The organism is Streptacidiphilus alkalitolerans (assembly GCF_042511045.1).
Classification (GTDB): domain Bacteria; phylum Actinomycetota; class Actinomycetes; order Streptomycetales; family Streptomycetaceae; genus Streptacidiphilus; species Streptacidiphilus alkalitolerans.
The window spans coordinates 186,575-202,959 of sequence record NZ_JBHEZX010000011.1; the positions used below are offsets into that span (position 1 = coordinate 186,575).

Genomic DNA, 16,385 nt, shown 5'->3' on the forward strand with positions numbered 1-16,385 from the left:
CGACTACAGTGGACCGCAGAATCCGCGGGAGCCCGGCGTACCGGGCTGAGAGGGAGGCAGTCGGCCTCCGACCGTCCGAACCTGATCCGGGTCATGCCGGCGAAGGGAGCGCGCACCCCATGCAACGCGCCCAGGAAACCGAGCGGGACAGCGAGGTGCTGATCGTCGGCGGCGGCATCATCGGCCTCGCCACCGCGTGGCGCAGCGCCCAGCGCGGCCTGTCGGTCACCGTGCTCGACCCCGATCCCGGCCGCGGCGCCAACCGGGTCGCCGCCGGGATGCTCGCCCCGGTGACCGAGCTGCAGTACGGCGAGGAGGCGCTGCTGCGGCTCGGCATCGCCTCCAACGAGCGCTACGCCGCCTTCGCCGCCGAGCTGGAGGCCGCGAGCGGCCTGTCCACCGGCTACCGCGCCTGCGGCACCCTCGCGGTGGCGCTGGACGCCGACGACCGGGCCGAGCTGCGCGAGCAGCACGCCTTCCAGCAGCGGCTGGGCCTGGCCGCGGAGTGGCTGACCGGGCGCGAGTGCCGGCGGCTGGAACCGATGCTGGCCCCCTCGGTACGCGGCGGGCTGCTGGTGGCCGGGGACCACCAGGTGGACGGGCGGCGGCTGGGCGCGGCGCTGCTGGAGGCCTGCGTCCGCGCGGGGGTGCGGATCCACCGCTCGGCCGCCGCCAGGATCGTGCTGAACCCGGCGGGCGACCGGGCCGCCGGCGCCCTGGCCGAGGACGGGACGGCCTTCACCACCGGGCAGACCGTGCTCGCGGCCGGCAGCTGGTCCGGCGCGATCCCCGGCCTCCCGCCCGAGGCGCAGTTGCCGGTGCGGCCGGTCAAGGGCCAGATCCTGCGGCTGCGGATGACCCGCACCGACGGCGCGCCGCTGCCCGGCGGCCCGTTCCTGTCCCGCAATCTGCGCGCGGTGGTCCGCGGGGTGCACCTCTACCTGGTCCCGCGCGAGAACGGCGAGCTGGTCGTCGGCGCGACCATGGAGGAGCAGGGCTACGACACCGTGGTCACCGCGGGCGGGGTGTACGAGCTGCTGCGCGACGCCCATGAGCTGGTGCCCGGCATCACCGAGCTGCCGCTGCTGGAGACCGGCGCGGGGCTGCGGCCGGGCACCCCCGACAACGCCCCGCTGCTCGGCCCGACCGCGCTGCCGGGGCTGGTCGCCGCGACCGGGCACCACCGCAACGGGGTGCTGCTCACCCCGGTCACCGCGGACGCCGTCGCCGCCTATCTGGCGACCGGTCAACTCCCGCCCGAGGCAGCCCCGTTCACCCCGGCCCGGTTCTCTTCCACCCATTTCTCTTCCGTCCCCGCACTCCAGGAGGCCACCCGATGACGGCCCTGTCCATCCGTATCAACGGCGCTCCCCGCGACATCGCCCCCGGGACCACCCTCGCCGAGGTGGTCGCCGAGCTCAGCGCCGCGCCCTCGGGCGTGGCCGCCGCCGTCAACGAGGCGGTGGTGCCGCGCGGCGCCTGGCCCGCGACCGCGCTGGCCGCCGACGACCGGGTCGAGATCCTCACCGCCGTCCAGGGAGGCTGACCACCCGTCATGTCCGACGACACCCTCACCATCGCCGACCGCAGCTTCAGCTCCCGGCTGATCATGGGCACCGGCGGCGCGCCCAGCCTGGAGGTGCTGGAGCAGGCGCTGCGGCTGTCCGGGACCGAGCTGACCACCGTCGCCATGCGCAGGGTCAACCCGGCCGCGCGCGGCTCGGTGCTCGAGGTGCTGCGGCGCAACAACATCCAGGTGCTGCCCAACACGGCCGGCTGCTTCACCGCCGGGGAGGCCGTGCTCACCGCCCGGCTGGCCCGCGAGGCGCTCGGCACGGACTGGGTGAAGCTGGAGGTGGTCGCGGACGAGCGCACCCTGCTGCCCGACCCGATCGAACTGCTGGACGCCGCCGAGACCCTGGTCGACGACGGCTTCACCGTCCTCCCCTACACCAACGACGACCCGGTGCTGGCCCGGAAGCTGGAGGAGGTGGGCTGCGCGGCGGTGATGCCGCTGGGCTCCCCGATCGGCTCCGGGCTCGGCATCCGCAACCCGCACAACTTCCAGCTGATCGTGGAGCAGGCCGGCGTCCCGGTGATCCTGGACGCGGGCGCGGGGACCGCCTCCGACGCGGCGCTGGCGATGGAACTCGGCTGCGCCGCGGTGATGCTGGCCACAGCGGTCACCCGGGCCCAGCACCCGGCGCTGATGGCCGAGGCCATGCGGCACGCCGTCGAGGCCGGCCGGCTCGCCCACCGGGCCGGACGGATCCCGCGCCGCTTCCACGCCGAGGCGTCCTCCCCGATGGCCGGACGGGCCGAGTTCGACCCGGAGGCCCCGGCGTTCTAGGCGGCGGGCGTGACCCGGATCACCCGGTTCGTAGCGGTACGGCAACAACTGTGCTGTCGCTGCACCCGGAGCCGCCCCACTGGCCCGTAAACTCCGTGGGATGGACACCACGCTGCACGACCCACTGCTCGGGCGGATGCTCGACGCCCGCTACCGGGTCGAGCAGCGGATCGCCGTCGGCGGCATGGCCACCGTCTACCGCGGCCTGGACACCCGGCTCGACCGGGTGGTCGCGCTGAAGGTGATGCACCCCGGGCTGGCCGGGGACCCCGAGTTCACGGCCCGCTTCATCCGCGAGGCCAAGGCCGTGGCCCGGCTGGCCCACCCCAATGTGGTGAACGTCTACGACCAGGGCGCGGACGGCGACGCCGTGTTCCTGGCGATGGAGTACGTGCCCGGCTGGACCCTGCGCGACCTGATGCGGGACCGGGGCGCGCTGACCCCGCGCACCGTGCTGGACATCCTGGAGCCGATCCTGGCCGGCCTGGGCGCGGCCCACCGGGCCGGCCTGGTGCACCGGGACGTGAAGCCGGAGAACGTGCTGCTGACCGAGGACGGCCGGGTCAAGGTCACCGACTTCGGGCTGGTCCGGGCGGTCAGCGGGGAGAGCTCGGTCACCACCGGGCAGGTGATGGGCACCGTCTCGTACCTCGCCCCCGAGCAGATCGAGCAGGGCGCGATGGACCCGCGCACCGATGTGTACGCCTGCGGCATCCTGATGTTCGAGATGCTGACCGGCCGCAAGCCGTACACCGGCGACAGCCCGATGCAGGTCGTCTACCAGCACATCAGTTCGGACGTCCCGGCGCCGTCCACCCTGGTCCGCGGGCTGGCCCCGCAGCTGGACGCCATAACGGTCGCCGCCGCCGCGCGCGACGCGTCCCGCCGTCCGGCCGACGCGGCCGAGCTGCTGGCCGTGCTGCAGCACATCCGGCGCGAACTGACGCCGGCCCAGCTGGACGCCGAGCCCGGCTTCGCCGCCGCCGCGCAGCCCGAGGGGCAGCCCCCGGTGGAGCGCACCAGCATCATGCAGCAGCTGCCGCCGGACCTGGTGATGCCCCGGCACGCCCAGCCGGCGGACCCGGCCCCGCGGCCGTCGCGGGCGAGCCGCCGTCCGCCGCGGCAGCGGCGCCGCCGCGGCTGGGTGCTGCCGGTGTCGGTGCTGCTGGCGCTGGCCCTGATCATCGGCGGCGCGAGCTGGGCCTGGAACGGCCTCTACATGCAGATGCCGAGCGTGCTCGGACTCAGCCGCACCGCGGCGGTGGCGACGCTGCAGGACGACGGGCTGACCGTGCAGGTGGTGCAGGACTTCAGCGCGACCGTGGCCACGGACCGGGTGATCAGCAGCGCCCCGGCCGTGGGCACCAGGATCCGCAAGGACTCCACGGTGACCCTGGACGTCTCCAAGGGCCCCAACCGCCCGGCCGTCCCGGCGCTGGCCGGTCTCTCCCAGGCCGCCGCCGAGCGGGCGGTCAAGGACGCCGGGCTCGCGGTGGGACGGATCAGCAAGGAGGGCAGCGACAGCGTCGCCGCCGGCGACGTCATCCGCAGCAGCCCGGGCCCGGGCTCCAAGCAGCAGCCGAACACCCCGATCGACCTGGTGGTCAGCTCCGGCCCGGCCCCGGTGGACCTGCCGGACGTGGTCGGCGAGTCGGTCGACCAGGCCACCTCCGACCTGACCGACGCCGGGTTCAAGGTGGCGGTCAGCCCGGACCAGGTCTACTCCAATGACGCGGACGCCGGCCAGGTGGCGGCGATGAGCCCGAACGGCGACAGCGCGACCCCCGGCACCACGGTCACCCTGACCGTCTCCAAGGGCCAGCAGCTGGTGAACGTCCCGGACGTCACCGGGATGAAGGAGAAGGACGCCAGGAAGGCGCTGACCGACGCCGGCTTCCAGGTCCAGGTGATCAAGCTCAATCCGTTCGGGAATCCGACGGTCCACATCGAGAGCCCCAACGGGAACCAGCAGGCCCCCAAGGGCAGCACGGTGACCATCACCGTGCTCTGACCGAGGCCCCTCCAAATCGGGGCACCCGCTGACAGAGCGGCAGAAGACGCTCCGTAAACTCCTGGCGCATGACCTCACCTGTCGCAGCCGACCTCTTCGACACCATGGCGACCATGCGGGCCATGCGCCGGCTCAGCGCCGAGCCGGTGCCGGACGAGCTGCTGGAACGTCTCGTCCAGGCCGCGGTGTACGGGCCGAGCGCCTCCAACAACCAGGACTACCAGTACGTCCTGGTCACCGACAGAGCGGTGATGGCGACCCTGGCCCCGCTCTGGGTGCGCTGCGTGGACGCCTACATGGCCTCGGTCGGCCGGGCCACCCCGGCGGCGATGGACGACGCGGCGTACGACCGGATGCGGGCCGCGATGGAGCACCAGAAGAACCACTTCGCGGACACTCCGGCGCTGGTCATCCCCTGCTACCGCTCCCCCAGGGTCAACGCCGACCTGGACGGGGTGCGCAGCATGGTCTCGCTGCTGGGCACCTCCGGCCTCGGCCGGCTGGCCGCGCGCGGCAGCCGGATCAGCCTGCTGGCGGAGGCCTCCAGCGTCTACCCTGGGGTGCAGAACCTGCTGCTGGCGGCGCGGGCGCTGGGGCTCGGGGCGAATCTGACGATCTGGCACATGATGCTGGAGCGGGAGTGGAAGGCCGCCCTTGGCATCCCCTCGGACGTGCACACCTTCGCGGTGATCCCGATCGGCTGGCCGCTGGAGACCTTCGGCCCGGTCCGCCGCAGGCCGCTCGCGGACGTGCTGCACCGCAACCACTGGTGAGCCGGCCGCCGGCAGGCCGCAGCCGTCAGAGCTCGGGGCCCTCGCCGGGCTGCTCCTGGTAGGAGTAGCGCTGCTCGGCCCAGGGGTCGCCGATGTTGTGGTAGCCGCGCTCCTCCCAGAAGCCGCGGCGGTCGGCGGTCATGTACTCGACGCCGCGGACCCATTTGGGCCCCTTCCAGGCGTAGAGGTGAGGGACCACCAGGCGGACCGGGAAGCCGTGCTCGACGGTGAGCGGGTCGCCGTTGCGGTGGGTGGCGAAGAGCGAGGAGGCGTCGGCGAAGTCCTCCATCCGGAGGTTGGAGCTGAAGCCGTACTCGGCCCAGACCATCACATGGGTGGCCTCCGGCGCGGGCGGCGCCAGTTCCAGGACGGTCGCCGTGGACACCCCGCCCCAGCGGCTGCCGAGCATGCTGAAGCGGGTGACGCAGTGCAGGTCCGAGGTGACCTCGGCGCGCGGGAGGGTCATGAAGCCCTCGTGGTCCCAGCTGTGCTTGTCACCGGAGGCGGTGGCCCCGAACACCTGGAACTCCCAGGTCAGCGGCTTGAAGCGGGGAACCGGGCCGTAGTGCAGAACCGGCCAGCCGCGCTGCAGCCGCTGCCCCGGCGGAAGTGCGCCCGGCTCGGGGCGATTCCTGGACTCCTGGGCCCTGGCCTGCTCGTTCTCGGACTGACCCATACCTCCATGGTGACAGATCCGGTCGCCACGGACGCGCGGGGGCGGTCGCACGGGGCCGGAAACAGGTCTTGAGGCGAGTGTGACCTTACTGGTATCGGACAGGGGACGGTGGAACGATACGCAAACCAGTCCCGAACGCCACAGAAAGGGCGAGACCCCATGCAGGGCGACCCCGAGGTCATCGAGTTCCTGAACGAGCAGCTGACCGCCGAGCTGACCGCGATCAACCAGTACTTCCTGCACTACAAGATGCAGGAGAACTTCGGCTGGACCAAGCTCGCCAAGTACACCCGCTCCGAGTCCATCGACGAGATGAAGCACGCGGAGATCCTGACCGACCGGATCCTGTTCCTGGACGGGCTGCCGAACTACCAGCGGCTGTTCCACATCCGGATCGGGCAGACCGTGGGCGAGATGTTCCAGGCCGACCGGCAGGTGGAGGTCGAGGCGATCGACCGGCTGCGGCGCGGGATCGTGGTGATGCGGGCCAAGGGCGACGTGACCTCGGCGAACATCTTCGAGAGCATCCTCGCCGACGAGGAGCACCACATCGACTACCTGGACACCCAGCTGGAACTGCTGGAGAAGATCGGCGAGCCGCTCTACATCCAGTCCCTGATCGAGCAGCCCAGCAGCTAGGGTCCGCCCGCCCGGCCTGCCCCGGGCAGCGTCTTGCCCCGCCCCCCAGCAGTGTGGCTAGTCTTGTCGGCTGACGCACGCAGGTGCGGTCACACGCGGGGGTGGGGCATGGCAATCGAGCTGCCGGGACCGGTGGTGACGTTCCTTCAGGTCATCGGGGTCAAATGGCCGCAGGTCAACGAGGACGCGGTGCGGGAGTTCGCGGGACACGTCCGCGACTTCGCCGCTGAGATCGACGGCACCCACCAGCAGGCCACCGCGACGGTGAAGGCGATGGGGGACGCCTACCGGGCGAACTCCTACGAACTGCTGGTGTCCAAGTGGGCGCACCTGTCCCAGGGCCACATGTCCGAACTCAACGAGGCCTGTTCGCTGCTGGCCACCGCACTGGACGCGGCGGCGGACTACATCGTGGCGATGAAGCTGGAGTGCATTGCCGAGCTGGGCGTGCTGGCCGTGTCCTTCGTGGCGGACCAGGCCGCCGCGGTGGCCACCCTGGGGCTGGCCGAGGCGGCGGAGGCCGCCATCGTGGAGGCGGCCGACCTGGCCGTGGAGTACCTGAAGCAGATGCTGATCCAGTACATCACCGCCCAGGTGATCGACGCGGCGCTGACGCCGCTGCTGGGAACCGTCGAGAAGGCCGTGGCCGGGATGAGCTACCAGGCGCTGGAGGACACCCTCGGCGTCTCCGGGAGCGGGCCGGGCGACGGGTTCAGCATCCACCCGGAGGACCTCAAGGCCCACGCCCGGGTGATCGGGCAGCACGCGGCGGCGGTGCAGGGCCACGCCGAGGTGTTCACCGGCAGGTTCGCCGGGCTGGACTTCTCATGAGCGAGATATCCGAGGTCTTCTCGGGGGCGGCCAAGAAGATCGGCAAGGGGCTGGCGAAGGACTTCACCGACGCCTACCACGGGATCCTCAAGGACACCGAGGAGAAGGCCGGGCAGATCGCCGACGGCGCCGTCAGCGACGAGACCCGCACGGCCGAGGACATCGCGAAGCGGGGTGGGAAGCGCAAGGCCGTGCAGGACCCCGAGACCCCCGGGGGCGGCGCTCCCACCCCCAAGCGGAGCAAGCAGAACCCCAAGTACCGGCTGCCCCGCAACGCCGACCGGGACCCGCTGCAGACCTCGACCAAGGTCGACCCCAGGACGGACGACCTGGCGCAGAAGGTCAATGAGCGCCGCCTGCTGGACGGCGACGACTCCGGCAACAACTACGCCGCCATCGAGTACGAGGACGAGAACGGCGCCAAGCAGGTGGTGATCGGGCACAGCGACGGGGCCCACTCCGAACGCATCGCCGGGGTGCCGCTGCTCAAGGAGCAGGGCGGCGGCCGGGACATCAAGGTGACCCGGATCTACTCGGAGCGGGACTACTGCAACCAGCCCAATCCCAACTGCAACGCCTGGACCCGGCACTACTTCCCGGAAGCCCAGCGGTCCCACGCCTTCGAGTACGACCACTACAGCGAGGGCTCCAAAGCGGCCGGGAACCGGGCGCACGAGGACCACATACGATGGCTCTTCGGCAAGCCCCCGATCAAGCGTCGAAGCTGACCGTCCGCAGGAGAGCGTCCGCAGGGAAGAGGAGACACGCCGTGGATCTGCCAGGGCCGGTGGGCCAGTACCACGAACCCGCGGACCGGTCCCAGCCCCTCGCGCGGTACGCCGAGGAGGCAGGCCTGACGGTGCACGACCCGGCCGCCGCCGACTGGCTGCGGCTCGGCACCGACCGCGGGGCGGAGATCTGCCTCGCCGACGACGGCACGGTCCGGTCGGTCTACTGCGCCTACCGCTTTCCCGGCGGCAGGGTCAACACCTCGCTGGACGCCTGGATCCGCTGCCTCGACGCGCTGCGGCGCGCCCTGGCGGAACTGGCCCCGCAGCCGATCGGCGCCGAGGCGGTGCGGACCGCCGCCGCCCTGGCGGCCGAACTGCGCCGGCTGGACCCGGAGGCGCTGGCCGACCCGGCGGACTGGTGGCCGGAGGTCACCGGGGACCTGACCCTCGGCGCGACCGTGGCCGCGGCCGGGATCATCGAGTTCCGGGCGCCCGGCGGCGCCCTGCGCACCGTCCGCGGCTACACCCTCCCCGGCCAGGGGCATGTGGAGCGGCGGCTGTGGGACAGCCTCAGCAGCAGGGGCGTGGAAGCCGAGCAGGTGGTCCGGGTCCACACCGACCTGGAGCCCTGCATGCTGCCCGGCAACTACTGCGCAGACTGGCTGGCCACGACCTTCCCCGAGGCCGAGTTCAGCCACAGCTTCGACTACGGCCCCCGGGCGGAGGACCGGGAGCGGGGGGTCAGGGAGCTGATGGACTACATCGAGGAGAGCCGCCGGTGACCACCCCGGGCCCCGGCGGGCCGTTCCCCGCGGGCCGGTGGAAGGCCGCCGCGGAGTTCCGGGCCGTCCTCGCCACCAGCGCGGACGACACCAACCTGCACCTCACCGGCGCCCCCGGCACCGGGCGCAGCACCCTGCTCAACTGGCTGTTCCGGCTGAGCGACCAGCAGCCCTCGGCCGGCTCCGGCTCCGGCCCGGTCTTCCACGCCGCCCTGGGCGCCCGCGGTCGCGGGGCCGACGGCCTCGCCGCCGCCCTGGGCGAGCAGTTGGGCTACGACGTGGCCACGCCCGGGGAGCTGCTGTCCGTGCTGGCGGTCGACCCCCGGCCGGTGTGCCTGGCCGTCAGCGAGCTGGACGAGTCCGACCCGGTCGGCACCCGCACCTCGGCCCGGGTGCTCACTGAGCTGCTGGTCCCGCTCGCCGCGCTGCCACGGGTGCGCCTGGTCACCGAGGGCAGCCGGGAGTGGCTGGGACTGCTCCCGCCCGGCCGGGTGATCGACCTCGACCTGCCGTTCTGGACGGACTGGGACGCCTTCGAGTCCTTCGTCCAGGCCCTGTGCGAGTCGGCCGCCGAGGTGCTGGCGCCGCCCGAAGCGGCCAGGGCCGTCCGCGGCGGCGGGGCGTCCGCGGCGGCCTTCGTCCGGTCGGTGGCGGAGGCGGCCTTCCCCAACTTCCTGCTGGCCCAGGTCCTGGTGCTGGCGCTGCTCGGACCCACCGCGCCGCTGGCGGCGGACACCCGGCCGCTGCCCACGGGTCTCGACCGGGCGGTGGAGCTGCTGGTCGAGCGGTGGAGCAGGACCGCGCCCGCGGTCGCCGACGCCCTCTACGGCCTGGCCCTGGCCGGCCCCTACGGCTTCGACGCGGACAGCTGGCGGCTCGGCACCCGGGCGGCCACCGGCCGCCGACTCCCCCCGGACGGGCCGGAAGAGGTGCTGGAGCAGACGTTCTGCCTGGTCAAGGCCGAGGAGGCGGAAGACGCTGAAGGCCCCGAGGGCTTCGCCGGCACCAGCTACCGGCTCCGCCATCCGGCCATCGCGGAGGCCCTGCTGACCGCGCGCGGCCCCGGGGCGGAACAGCGGGCCCGTACCGCCCTGACCTACGGGCTGGCCGGTGCCGTCCCGGTCGGCGCGGACGGCACTGGGGCCCTGCGGCCGAACTGGCCGGAACTGCCGCCCGCGCAGCTGTCCCAGCTGCTCCGGCAGGCCGCCGCCGCGCAGCGGCTGGCACCGCTGCTGCCCGACCCGGGACTGCTGCTGCAGGCCGACCTGGACACCCTGCGCGCCGCCGCGGACGGCTCGGTCGAACCGGCCGCGGTGGCGCTGCGCCCGGTGCTCGAACTGATGCACCCGGGCTCCCGCCCGCAAGCGGCCCAGCTGCAGGTGGCGGCGGCCCGCCAGGGCCTGTCCGCGCTCGCCGGGGCGACCGGCCGGGCCTTCCCCGAGCTGGCCTTCCGGGCCGGCGGACAGGCCGGGACGGTCCCCCCGGCGGCCCAGGACGGCACCCTGCTGCTGGAAAAGGGACGGCTCCGGGTGCTGGGCCCGGGACCGGTGACCGCCTGGGAGCTGTCCGACCCGCCCTGCCTCGCCGCCAAGGCGGCGGACCTGGACGGCGAGGCCGCCGTGCTGGTCGCCACCGGCGGGCCACTGCTGCAGATCCGCAGCCGCGAGGAGGGCAGGCCGCTGCGGCCCGCCGTCGCCCTGCCGGAGGCCGCCACCGCCGTGGAGCTGCTGCTCGGCGGCCCCGGGGCGGCGGTCCTCTGCGCGGCCGGCGACCTGCTGTGGGTCACCCGGCTGCGGGACGCGGCCGTGCCCGCCCGGCTGCGGCTGGGCCGCAACATCACCGCGATCACCGCCTCCGTCGTCGACGGGGAGCACGTCGTCGACGTCACCATGGGTGACGACACGGTCCGGCTGGTGGTCGACCCCCGCGCCCTGTCCACGGCCGGGGCCTTCCGAGGGGAGCAGAGTTGAGCGAGCCGTTCACCGCGCTGTGGGGCAGGCCGCGGCCCGCCCGGGACGCTTCGGCGGCGGTCCTGGAGGACTGGCCGGGGCCGGTCGGCGCCGACGCCACCGCCGAGTTCGGCGACCGGCTGCTGTACGGCTGCGTCGGTTCGGCCGCGCCCCGGATGCTGCAGCTCCTCGACGCCGTCACCGGCGCCCGGGTCGCGCCGCCGATCGCGCTGGCCGCCGGCCGCCAGGCGCTGGCCTTCGCGGTCACCGCGCAGGGCCTGCTGGCCGCCGGGACCGAGGAGCTGGTCGCCCCGCTGGAGTCGCGCCGCTCCGGCTACCCGGACGACGGCTACCCCGCCGAGGAGGGCGACGTCGCGGCGGTCGCCGGAATCGGCCCACTGCTGGCGACCTTCCACCCCTTCCACGGCCTGGCGGTCTGGGATCTCGACCGGCTGACCTGCCGGGGCACGGTGAAGCTGGTCAGCCATGAGTTCCCCGGCCTGACCGCGGCCACGGTCGACGGCCGTCCCCACGCCGTGCTGGGCCTCGGCCCCGAGCTCAGGGTCTACGACCTGCTCACGCTCCGTCAGATCGCGTACTGGACCAACGAGTCGGACGCTCCGGTGATGCGGACCGCCTGGGCGGCGGACCCGGCGACGGGCCGCATGCTGCTGCTGACCGCCGACTTCCGGCAGCGGCTGCAGCGCTGGGACCCGCTGACCGGCGAGGCGGTGGGACCGCCCACGGAGCTGTCCGGGCGCGCCCTGCAGCTGAGCGCCGCCGTGGTCGCCGACAGCAGCGGCACGCCGGTCCCGGTGGCGGCGCTCACCACCATGGACCGGGTCCAGCTGCTGCGCGCTGACACCGGTGCGGTCCTGCTGTCGCTCCGCCCCAAGCAGAAGGTGCGCAGCGCCCGGCTCGGCGACGACGGGCTGCTGCTGCTCGGCACGGACGCGGGCCCCGGCGCGCTGCGGCTGGATCCGGCGCTGCTCACCGCCGGCCACCGGCCGGAGGTGCGCCTGGACCTCGCCGCCTTCCCGGCCCCGGCGGCGGAGCCGCAGGCCCCCGGCGACGGCGAGGAGGACCCGCTTGAGCGGGCCCGCCGGCTCTGGGGCGCGGACCAGGTGGCGGTGCTCGCCCCCGCCCGCTGGGAGGCCGGTCTGCTGGACCCCGCCGTCAGCGCGGCGCTGGACGGCCTCCCGGTCCCGCTCCGTCCGCTGCCCACCGTCGAACTCGACCCGGACCTGGCCGAGTTCGGGCCGGAACTGCTGTCCCGGGTCGGCCTGGACGAGGAGTCCGACGAGCCGGTCCAGCCCCCGCCGCCGGGGCTGGACCGGCATCGCTGGCTGGGCTCCTGGGGGGACAGCGACCTGCTGCTCGCCCCGGACGGGGCGGTGCAGGCGCTGGGCCCCGAGTCCGGCTTCCTGACCCCGCTGCCGCTCAACTCCGGCCTGCCGGCCTTCGTCGCCTGCGCCACGGAGCTGGCACTCGCCCGGCGGCGGTCCGACCCGGGCCTGGACGCGGACGGCCGCGCGGAGCTGGCCGGACAGGTGACCGAGCGGCTGCGTTCGCTGGATCCCACCGCGCTCGCCGAGGGCGGTTCGTCGCTCTGGGCGGACGCGCTGAGTGATCTGGAGGCCGGTCTTTAGAGGGGGCGCTCAGGCCGCTTCGGCCTCGGCCTGGTCCACCGGCTCGGGCAGGCCGAGCCGGGCGGCCAGCCGCGCGGTGGGGCACGGGCGGGCGCCCTCGTGCCCGAGCAGGGCCTGGATCCGGCGGACGCAGGAGCCGCAGTCGGTGCCGGCCTTGCAGCCGCTGGCGACCTGGCGGGGCGTGGTGGCCCCGGCGGCGATCTCGTCCCGCACATGCTGCTCGGTGACCGCATGGCACATGCAGACGTACATCGCGGTCACTTTCCCTTCGGCGGTGGTTGAGCTAAGGCTAACCTTACCCATAGGACCGGGGAGCCAAAAGACCCCCTCGGATCCGTTTTCGCGGATCGGAGGGGGTCTTCGTCACACTGCGGGGCGCCGGAGCGGTCCCGGCGGGCTACTGCCCGCGGTACATCTCGGCGACCAGGAAGGCCAGGTCCAGCGACTGACTGCGGTTGAGGCGCGGGTCGCAGGCGGTCTCGTAGCGCTGGTGCAGGTCGTCCTCGAAGACCTCGTCGCCGCCGCCGACGCACTCGGTGACATCGTCGCCGGTCAGCTCCACATGGATGCCGCCCGGGTGGGTGCCGAGCGCGCGGTGCACCTCGAAGAAGCCCTTGACCTCGTCCAGCACGTCGTCGAAGCGGCGGGTCTTGTGGCCGGTCTCGGCCTCGTAGGTGTTGCCGTGCATCGGGTCGCAGATCCAGACCACCTGGGCGCCGCTGGCGGTGACCTTCTCGACCAGCCCGGGCAGCCGGTCGCGGACCTTGCCCGCGCCCATCCGGGTGATGAAGGTGAGCCGGCCGGGCTCGCGCTCCGGGTCGAGCCGGTCGATCAGCGTCAGCGCCTCGTCCACGGTGGTGGTCGGGCCGAGCTTCACGCCGATCGGGTTGCTGATCCGGGAGGCGAACTCGATGTGCGCGCCGTCCAGCTGCCGGGTCCGCTCGCCGATCCAGACCATGTGGCCCGAGACGTCGTAGAGCTTGCCGGTGCGGGAGTCGGTGCGGGTCAGCGCCGTCTCGTAGTCCAGCACCAGCGCCTCGTGCGAGGCGAAGAACTCGACCGTGCGGAACTCCTCCGGGTCCACCCCGCAGGCGTTCATGAAGGACAGCGCGCTGTCGATCTCCTTGGCCAGCCGCTCGTAGCGCTGCCCAGAGGGCGAGTTGCGGACGAAGTCCTGGTTCCAGGCGTGCACCTGGCGCAGGTCGGCGTAACCGCCGGTGGTGAAGGCGCGGACCAGGTTCAGGGTGGAGGCGGAGGCGTTGTACATCCGCTTCAGCCGCTCCGGGTCCGGGCGGCGCGACTCGGGGGTGAAGGCGAAGCCGTTCACCGAGTCGCCCCGGTACACCGGCAGGGTCACCCCGTCCCGGGTCTCGGTCGGCTTGGAGCGCGGCTTGGAGTACTGCCCGGCGATCCGGCCGATCTTGACGACCGGCACCGACGCGGCGTACGTCAGCACGACCGCCATCTGCAGCAGGGTCTTCAGCTTGTTGCGGATCTGGTCCGCGGACACGCCGTCGAACGCCTCGGCGCAGTCGCCGCCCTGGAGCAGGAACGCCTCACCCCTGGCCACGGCAGCGAGGCGGGTGCGCAGCTGGTCGCACTCGCCGGCGAAGACGAGCGGAGGATAGGACGCGAGGTCGGCAAGGGACTTGCGCAGAGCCTCGGCGTCCGGCCACTCGGGCTGCTGCGCCGCGGGAAGGGACTGCCAGGAGAACTCCTGGCCGTTCTTGTCCTGGGGGGTTTCAACGTTCACGGTCACGCTGCCAAGGCTAAGGGGTAACGCAAACGAAATGTCTCCGCCGCCCGCCGACTGAGACGTGGCCGCGACCGGGTCGGCAGGGCTGCTGCGCCACCGGGCCCGGATCCGCTAAGGTCTGCCCCGTGAACACCGCGCGCACCTACTCCTGGTGGTGGACCGTCCCCGAGGCGGCCCACTGATTCGCGCGTTCACCCGCAGACTCAACGGCCGCCCCTCGGGGCGGCCGTTCTGCTTGTCCGGCAGAGACCGCCCCGAGCCCCCGCTCTGGAAGGTCCACCGCTGTGACAGACACCACTGCCCTGGTCGCCCGGCTCTCCGCAGGGCGCGAGCCCTTCGCCCTGCTGCACCGCCGCGCGCCACGGCTGCCGCTGGACACCGTCGAGCTGCTGTTCGGCGAGGTCGGCCGGTACGACACCCTGGCCGAGCTGCCGCTGCCCGAGGGCGCGCCCGGACACCCGGTGCACGACCTGCTCGCCCTGGTCCCCTACCGACAGCTGTGCGAACGCGGCTTCGAGGCCCATGACGACGGCACCCCGCTGCAGGCGCTGCGGGTGCGCGAGTCCTACGCGCTGCCGCTGCCCGAGCTGGCCGAGGCGCTGCCGCGGCTGCCGGTGACGCTGGACGGCGGCGGCTTCGACCTCGACGACCGCCAGTACGCCGAGATCGTCCGGCGGGTGGTCCAGGACGAGATCGGCCGCGGCGAGGGCGCCAACTTCGTCATCCGCCGCGACTTCACCGGCACCCTGCGGGACTACTCGCCGGCCCTGGCGCTGACCCTGTTCCGGCGGCTGGTGGAGCAGGAGCGCGGAGCGTACTGGACCTTCCTGGTCAGCACCGGGGAACGGGTGCTGGTGGGGGCCAGCCCCGAGGTCCATGTCCGCCAGTCCGCCGGAACCGTGGTGATGAATCCCATCTCCGGGACCTATCGCTACCCGGCCGCCGGGCCCTCGCTCGACTCGCTGCTGGCCTTCCTGCACGACCCCAAGGAGCTGGAGGAGCTCACCATGGTCGTGGACGAGGAGCTGAAGATGATGTGCGCGGTCGGCGACCTCGGCGGCCAGGTGCTCGGCCCCCGGCTGAAGGAGATGGCCCACCTCGCCCACACCGAGTACGAGCTGCGCGGACGCAGTTCGCTCGACGTCCGCGAGGTGCTGCGGGAGACCATGTTCGCCGCCACCGTCACCGGCAGCCCGCTGCAGAACGCGGCCCGGGTGATCTCCCGCTACGAGGTCACCGGGCGCGGCTACTACGCCGGTGCGCTGGCGCTGATCGGCCGCACCTCCGGCGGGGCGCAGACGCTGGACTCCCCCATCCTGATCCGCACCGCCGACATCGACCCGGCGAGCGGGAGCCTCGCGGTGCGGGTCGGCGCGACCCTGGTCCGGCACTCCGACCCGGACGCCGAGGTCGCCGAGACCCACGCCAAGGCGGCCGGGGTCCTCGGCGCGATCGGCGCGCTGCCGCAACGCCCGCAGGCGGTGGTACGGCCCGCTCCGCGCCCCCGGCTGAGCGAGCACCACCGGGTGCAGGCCGCGCTGGACGCCCGGCGGGGCAACCTGGCGCCGTTCTGGCTGCGGATGCAGACCCGGGCGCCGGTCCCGGCCGACCCGCGGCACCTGCTGGTGATCGACTGCGAGGACACCTTCACCTCGATGCTGGCGCACCTGCTGCGCTCCCTCGGCCACCGGGTCACCGTCCGCCGGCACGACCTCCCGGGCCTGGCCGAGGCGGTCGCCGGGCACACCGGCCCGCTGGTCCTCGGCCCGGGCCCGGGCGACCCGGCCGACGCCGCCGACCCCAGGATGCGCCGGATGCGGCGCCTGGTCGGCGAGCTGGTGGCCGCCGGACACCCGGGCGGGCTGCTCGCGGTCTGCCTCAGCCACCAGCTGCTGTGCTCGGCGCTGGGCCTTCCGCTGCGGCGCAGGGCCACCCCGTACCAGGGGGCGCAGGAGCAGATCGACCTCTTCGGCAGCCCGCAGACGGTCGGCTTCTACAACACCTTCACCGCCGTCTGCGACGAGCAGCAGCAGGCCCGGCTGGCCGGGCGCGGCATCGAGGTCAGCCGCGACCCGCTGACCGGCGACGTCTTCGCGATCCGCGGCCCGGGCTTCGCCGGAGTCCAGTTCCACGCCGAGTCGGTGCTCACCCTGGACGGCGTCGGCATCATCGCCGCCCTGGTCGCCGCCCTCACCCCGCAGCCGGCGTAAATCCGTGTACCACTCACCTAGGTGGCGG

15 protein-coding genes and 1 riboswitch are annotated in these 16,385 nt (G+C 73.5%); of the genes, 12 read left to right on the forward strand and 3 right to left on the reverse strand.

Annotated features, from left to right (window positions below):
- Window positions 1-14: 14 nt before the first annotated feature.
- Window positions 15-125, forward strand: a riboswitch (TPP riboswitch).
- From thiO to ACEZDG_RS24520, 5 genes are all read left to right on the forward strand, one after another.
- Window positions 120-1,340 carry a glycine oxidase ThiO gene (gene thiO / locus ACEZDG_RS24500; RefSeq protein ID WP_380513125.1) on the forward strand — a complete coding sequence of 407 codons (1,221 nt, stop codon included), beginning with the start codon at window positions 120-122 and terminating at the stop codon, window positions 1,338-1,340. It overlaps the preceding riboswitch by 6 nt.
- Entirely contained in the window at window positions 1,337-1,546 is a 210-nt protein-coding gene (gene thiS, locus ACEZDG_RS24505; protein ID WP_380513126.1) for a sulfur carrier protein ThiS, read from the forward strand. The genes thiO and thiS overlap by 4 nt, the downstream gene beginning before the upstream one ends.
- A gap of 9 nt (window positions 1,547-1,555) precedes the next feature.
- Window positions 1,556-2,350 (forward strand): thiazole synthase, encoded by a 795-nt coding sequence (locus tag ACEZDG_RS24510; protein WP_380513128.1) that lies wholly within the window; start codon window positions 1,556-1,558, stop codon window positions 2,348-2,350.
- Between the two features lie 100 nt (window positions 2,351-2,450).
- On the forward strand, window positions 2,451-4,361 hold the full coding sequence (gene pknB / locus ACEZDG_RS24515; protein WP_380513130.1) for a Stk1 family PASTA domain-containing Ser/Thr kinase: 1,911 nt from the start codon (window positions 2,451-2,453) through the stop codon (window positions 4,359-4,361).
- A 68-nt stretch (window positions 4,362-4,429) separates the two neighbouring features.
- Complete coding sequence (locus tag ACEZDG_RS24520; RefSeq protein WP_380513132.1) at window positions 4,430-5,134, forward strand: nitroreductase family protein; 705 nt, start codon at window positions 4,430-4,432, stop codon at window positions 5,132-5,134.
- Window positions 5,135-5,159: 25 nt separating this feature from the next.
- Here the strand turns inward: ACEZDG_RS24520 and ACEZDG_RS24525 are convergent, their stop codons facing one another.
- Window positions 5,160-5,810, reverse strand: coding sequence for a sulfite oxidase-like oxidoreductase (locus ACEZDG_RS24525; RefSeq protein WP_380513134.1), 651 nt, complete (start codon window positions 5,808-5,810; stop codon window positions 5,160-5,162).
- 159 nt (window positions 5,811-5,969) lie between these two features.
- On the opposite strand from ACEZDG_RS24525, the gene bfr reads away from it, so the two are divergent.
- The 6 genes from bfr (at window position 5,970) to ACEZDG_RS24555 (ending at window position 12,391) form a co-directional block, all read left to right on the forward strand.
- Window positions 5,970-6,449 carry a bacterioferritin gene (gene bfr, locus ACEZDG_RS24530; RefSeq protein WP_380513136.1) on the forward strand — a complete coding sequence of 160 codons (480 nt, stop codon included), beginning with the start codon at window positions 5,970-5,972 and terminating at the stop codon, window positions 6,447-6,449.
- Between the two features lie 108 nt (window positions 6,450-6,557).
- Window positions 6,558-7,280, forward strand: coding sequence for a WXG100-like domain-containing protein (locus ACEZDG_RS24535; RefSeq protein WP_380513138.1), 723 nt, complete (start codon window positions 6,558-6,560; stop codon window positions 7,278-7,280).
- A complete protein-coding gene (locus ACEZDG_RS24540) occupies window positions 7,277-8,008 on the forward strand; it encodes a nucleic acid/nucleotide deaminase domain-containing protein (RefSeq protein ID WP_380513140.1) in 732 nt (243 codons plus the stop codon). The genes ACEZDG_RS24535 and ACEZDG_RS24540 overlap by 4 nt, the downstream gene beginning before the upstream one ends.
- 41 nt (window positions 8,009-8,049) lie before the next feature.
- Entirely contained in the window at window positions 8,050-8,793 is a 744-nt protein-coding gene (locus ACEZDG_RS24545) for a nucleic acid/nucleotide deaminase domain-containing protein (RefSeq protein WP_380513142.1), read from the forward strand.
- Window positions 8,790-10,763 carry a hypothetical protein gene (locus ACEZDG_RS24550; RefSeq protein ID WP_380513143.1) on the forward strand — a complete coding sequence of 658 codons (1,974 nt, stop codon included), beginning with the start codon at window positions 8,790-8,792 and terminating at the stop codon, window positions 10,761-10,763. The genes ACEZDG_RS24545 and ACEZDG_RS24550 overlap by 4 nt, the downstream gene beginning before the upstream one ends.
- Complete coding sequence (locus ACEZDG_RS24555; protein WP_380513144.1) at window positions 10,760-12,391, forward strand: SUKH-4 family immunity protein; 1,632 nt, start codon at window positions 10,760-10,762, stop codon at window positions 12,389-12,391. Before ACEZDG_RS24550 ends, ACEZDG_RS24555 begins: the two co-directional genes overlap by 4 nt.
- Window positions 12,392-12,400: 9 nt before the next feature.
- Here the strand turns inward: ACEZDG_RS24555 and ACEZDG_RS24560 are convergent, their stop codons facing one another.
- Window positions 12,401-12,643 (reverse strand): (2Fe-2S)-binding protein, encoded by a 243-nt coding sequence (locus ACEZDG_RS24560; protein WP_380513146.1) that lies wholly within the window; start codon window positions 12,641-12,643, stop codon window positions 12,401-12,403.
- Window positions 12,644-12,788: 145 nt separating this feature from the next.
- Window positions 12,789-14,150: a class II 3-deoxy-7-phosphoheptulonate synthase gene (locus tag ACEZDG_RS24565; protein ID WP_380513148.1), complete on the reverse strand. Its 1,362-nt coding sequence runs from the start codon at window positions 14,148-14,150 to the stop codon at window positions 12,789-12,791.
- A gap of 281 nt (window positions 14,151-14,431) precedes the next feature.
- Between ACEZDG_RS24565 and ACEZDG_RS24570 the strand changes: the two genes are divergently transcribed.
- Complete coding sequence (locus ACEZDG_RS24570; protein ID WP_380513150.1) at window positions 14,432-16,357, forward strand: anthranilate synthase family protein; 1,926 nt, start codon at window positions 14,432-14,434, stop codon at window positions 16,355-16,357.
- Window positions 16,358-16,385 lie beyond the last annotated feature (28 nt).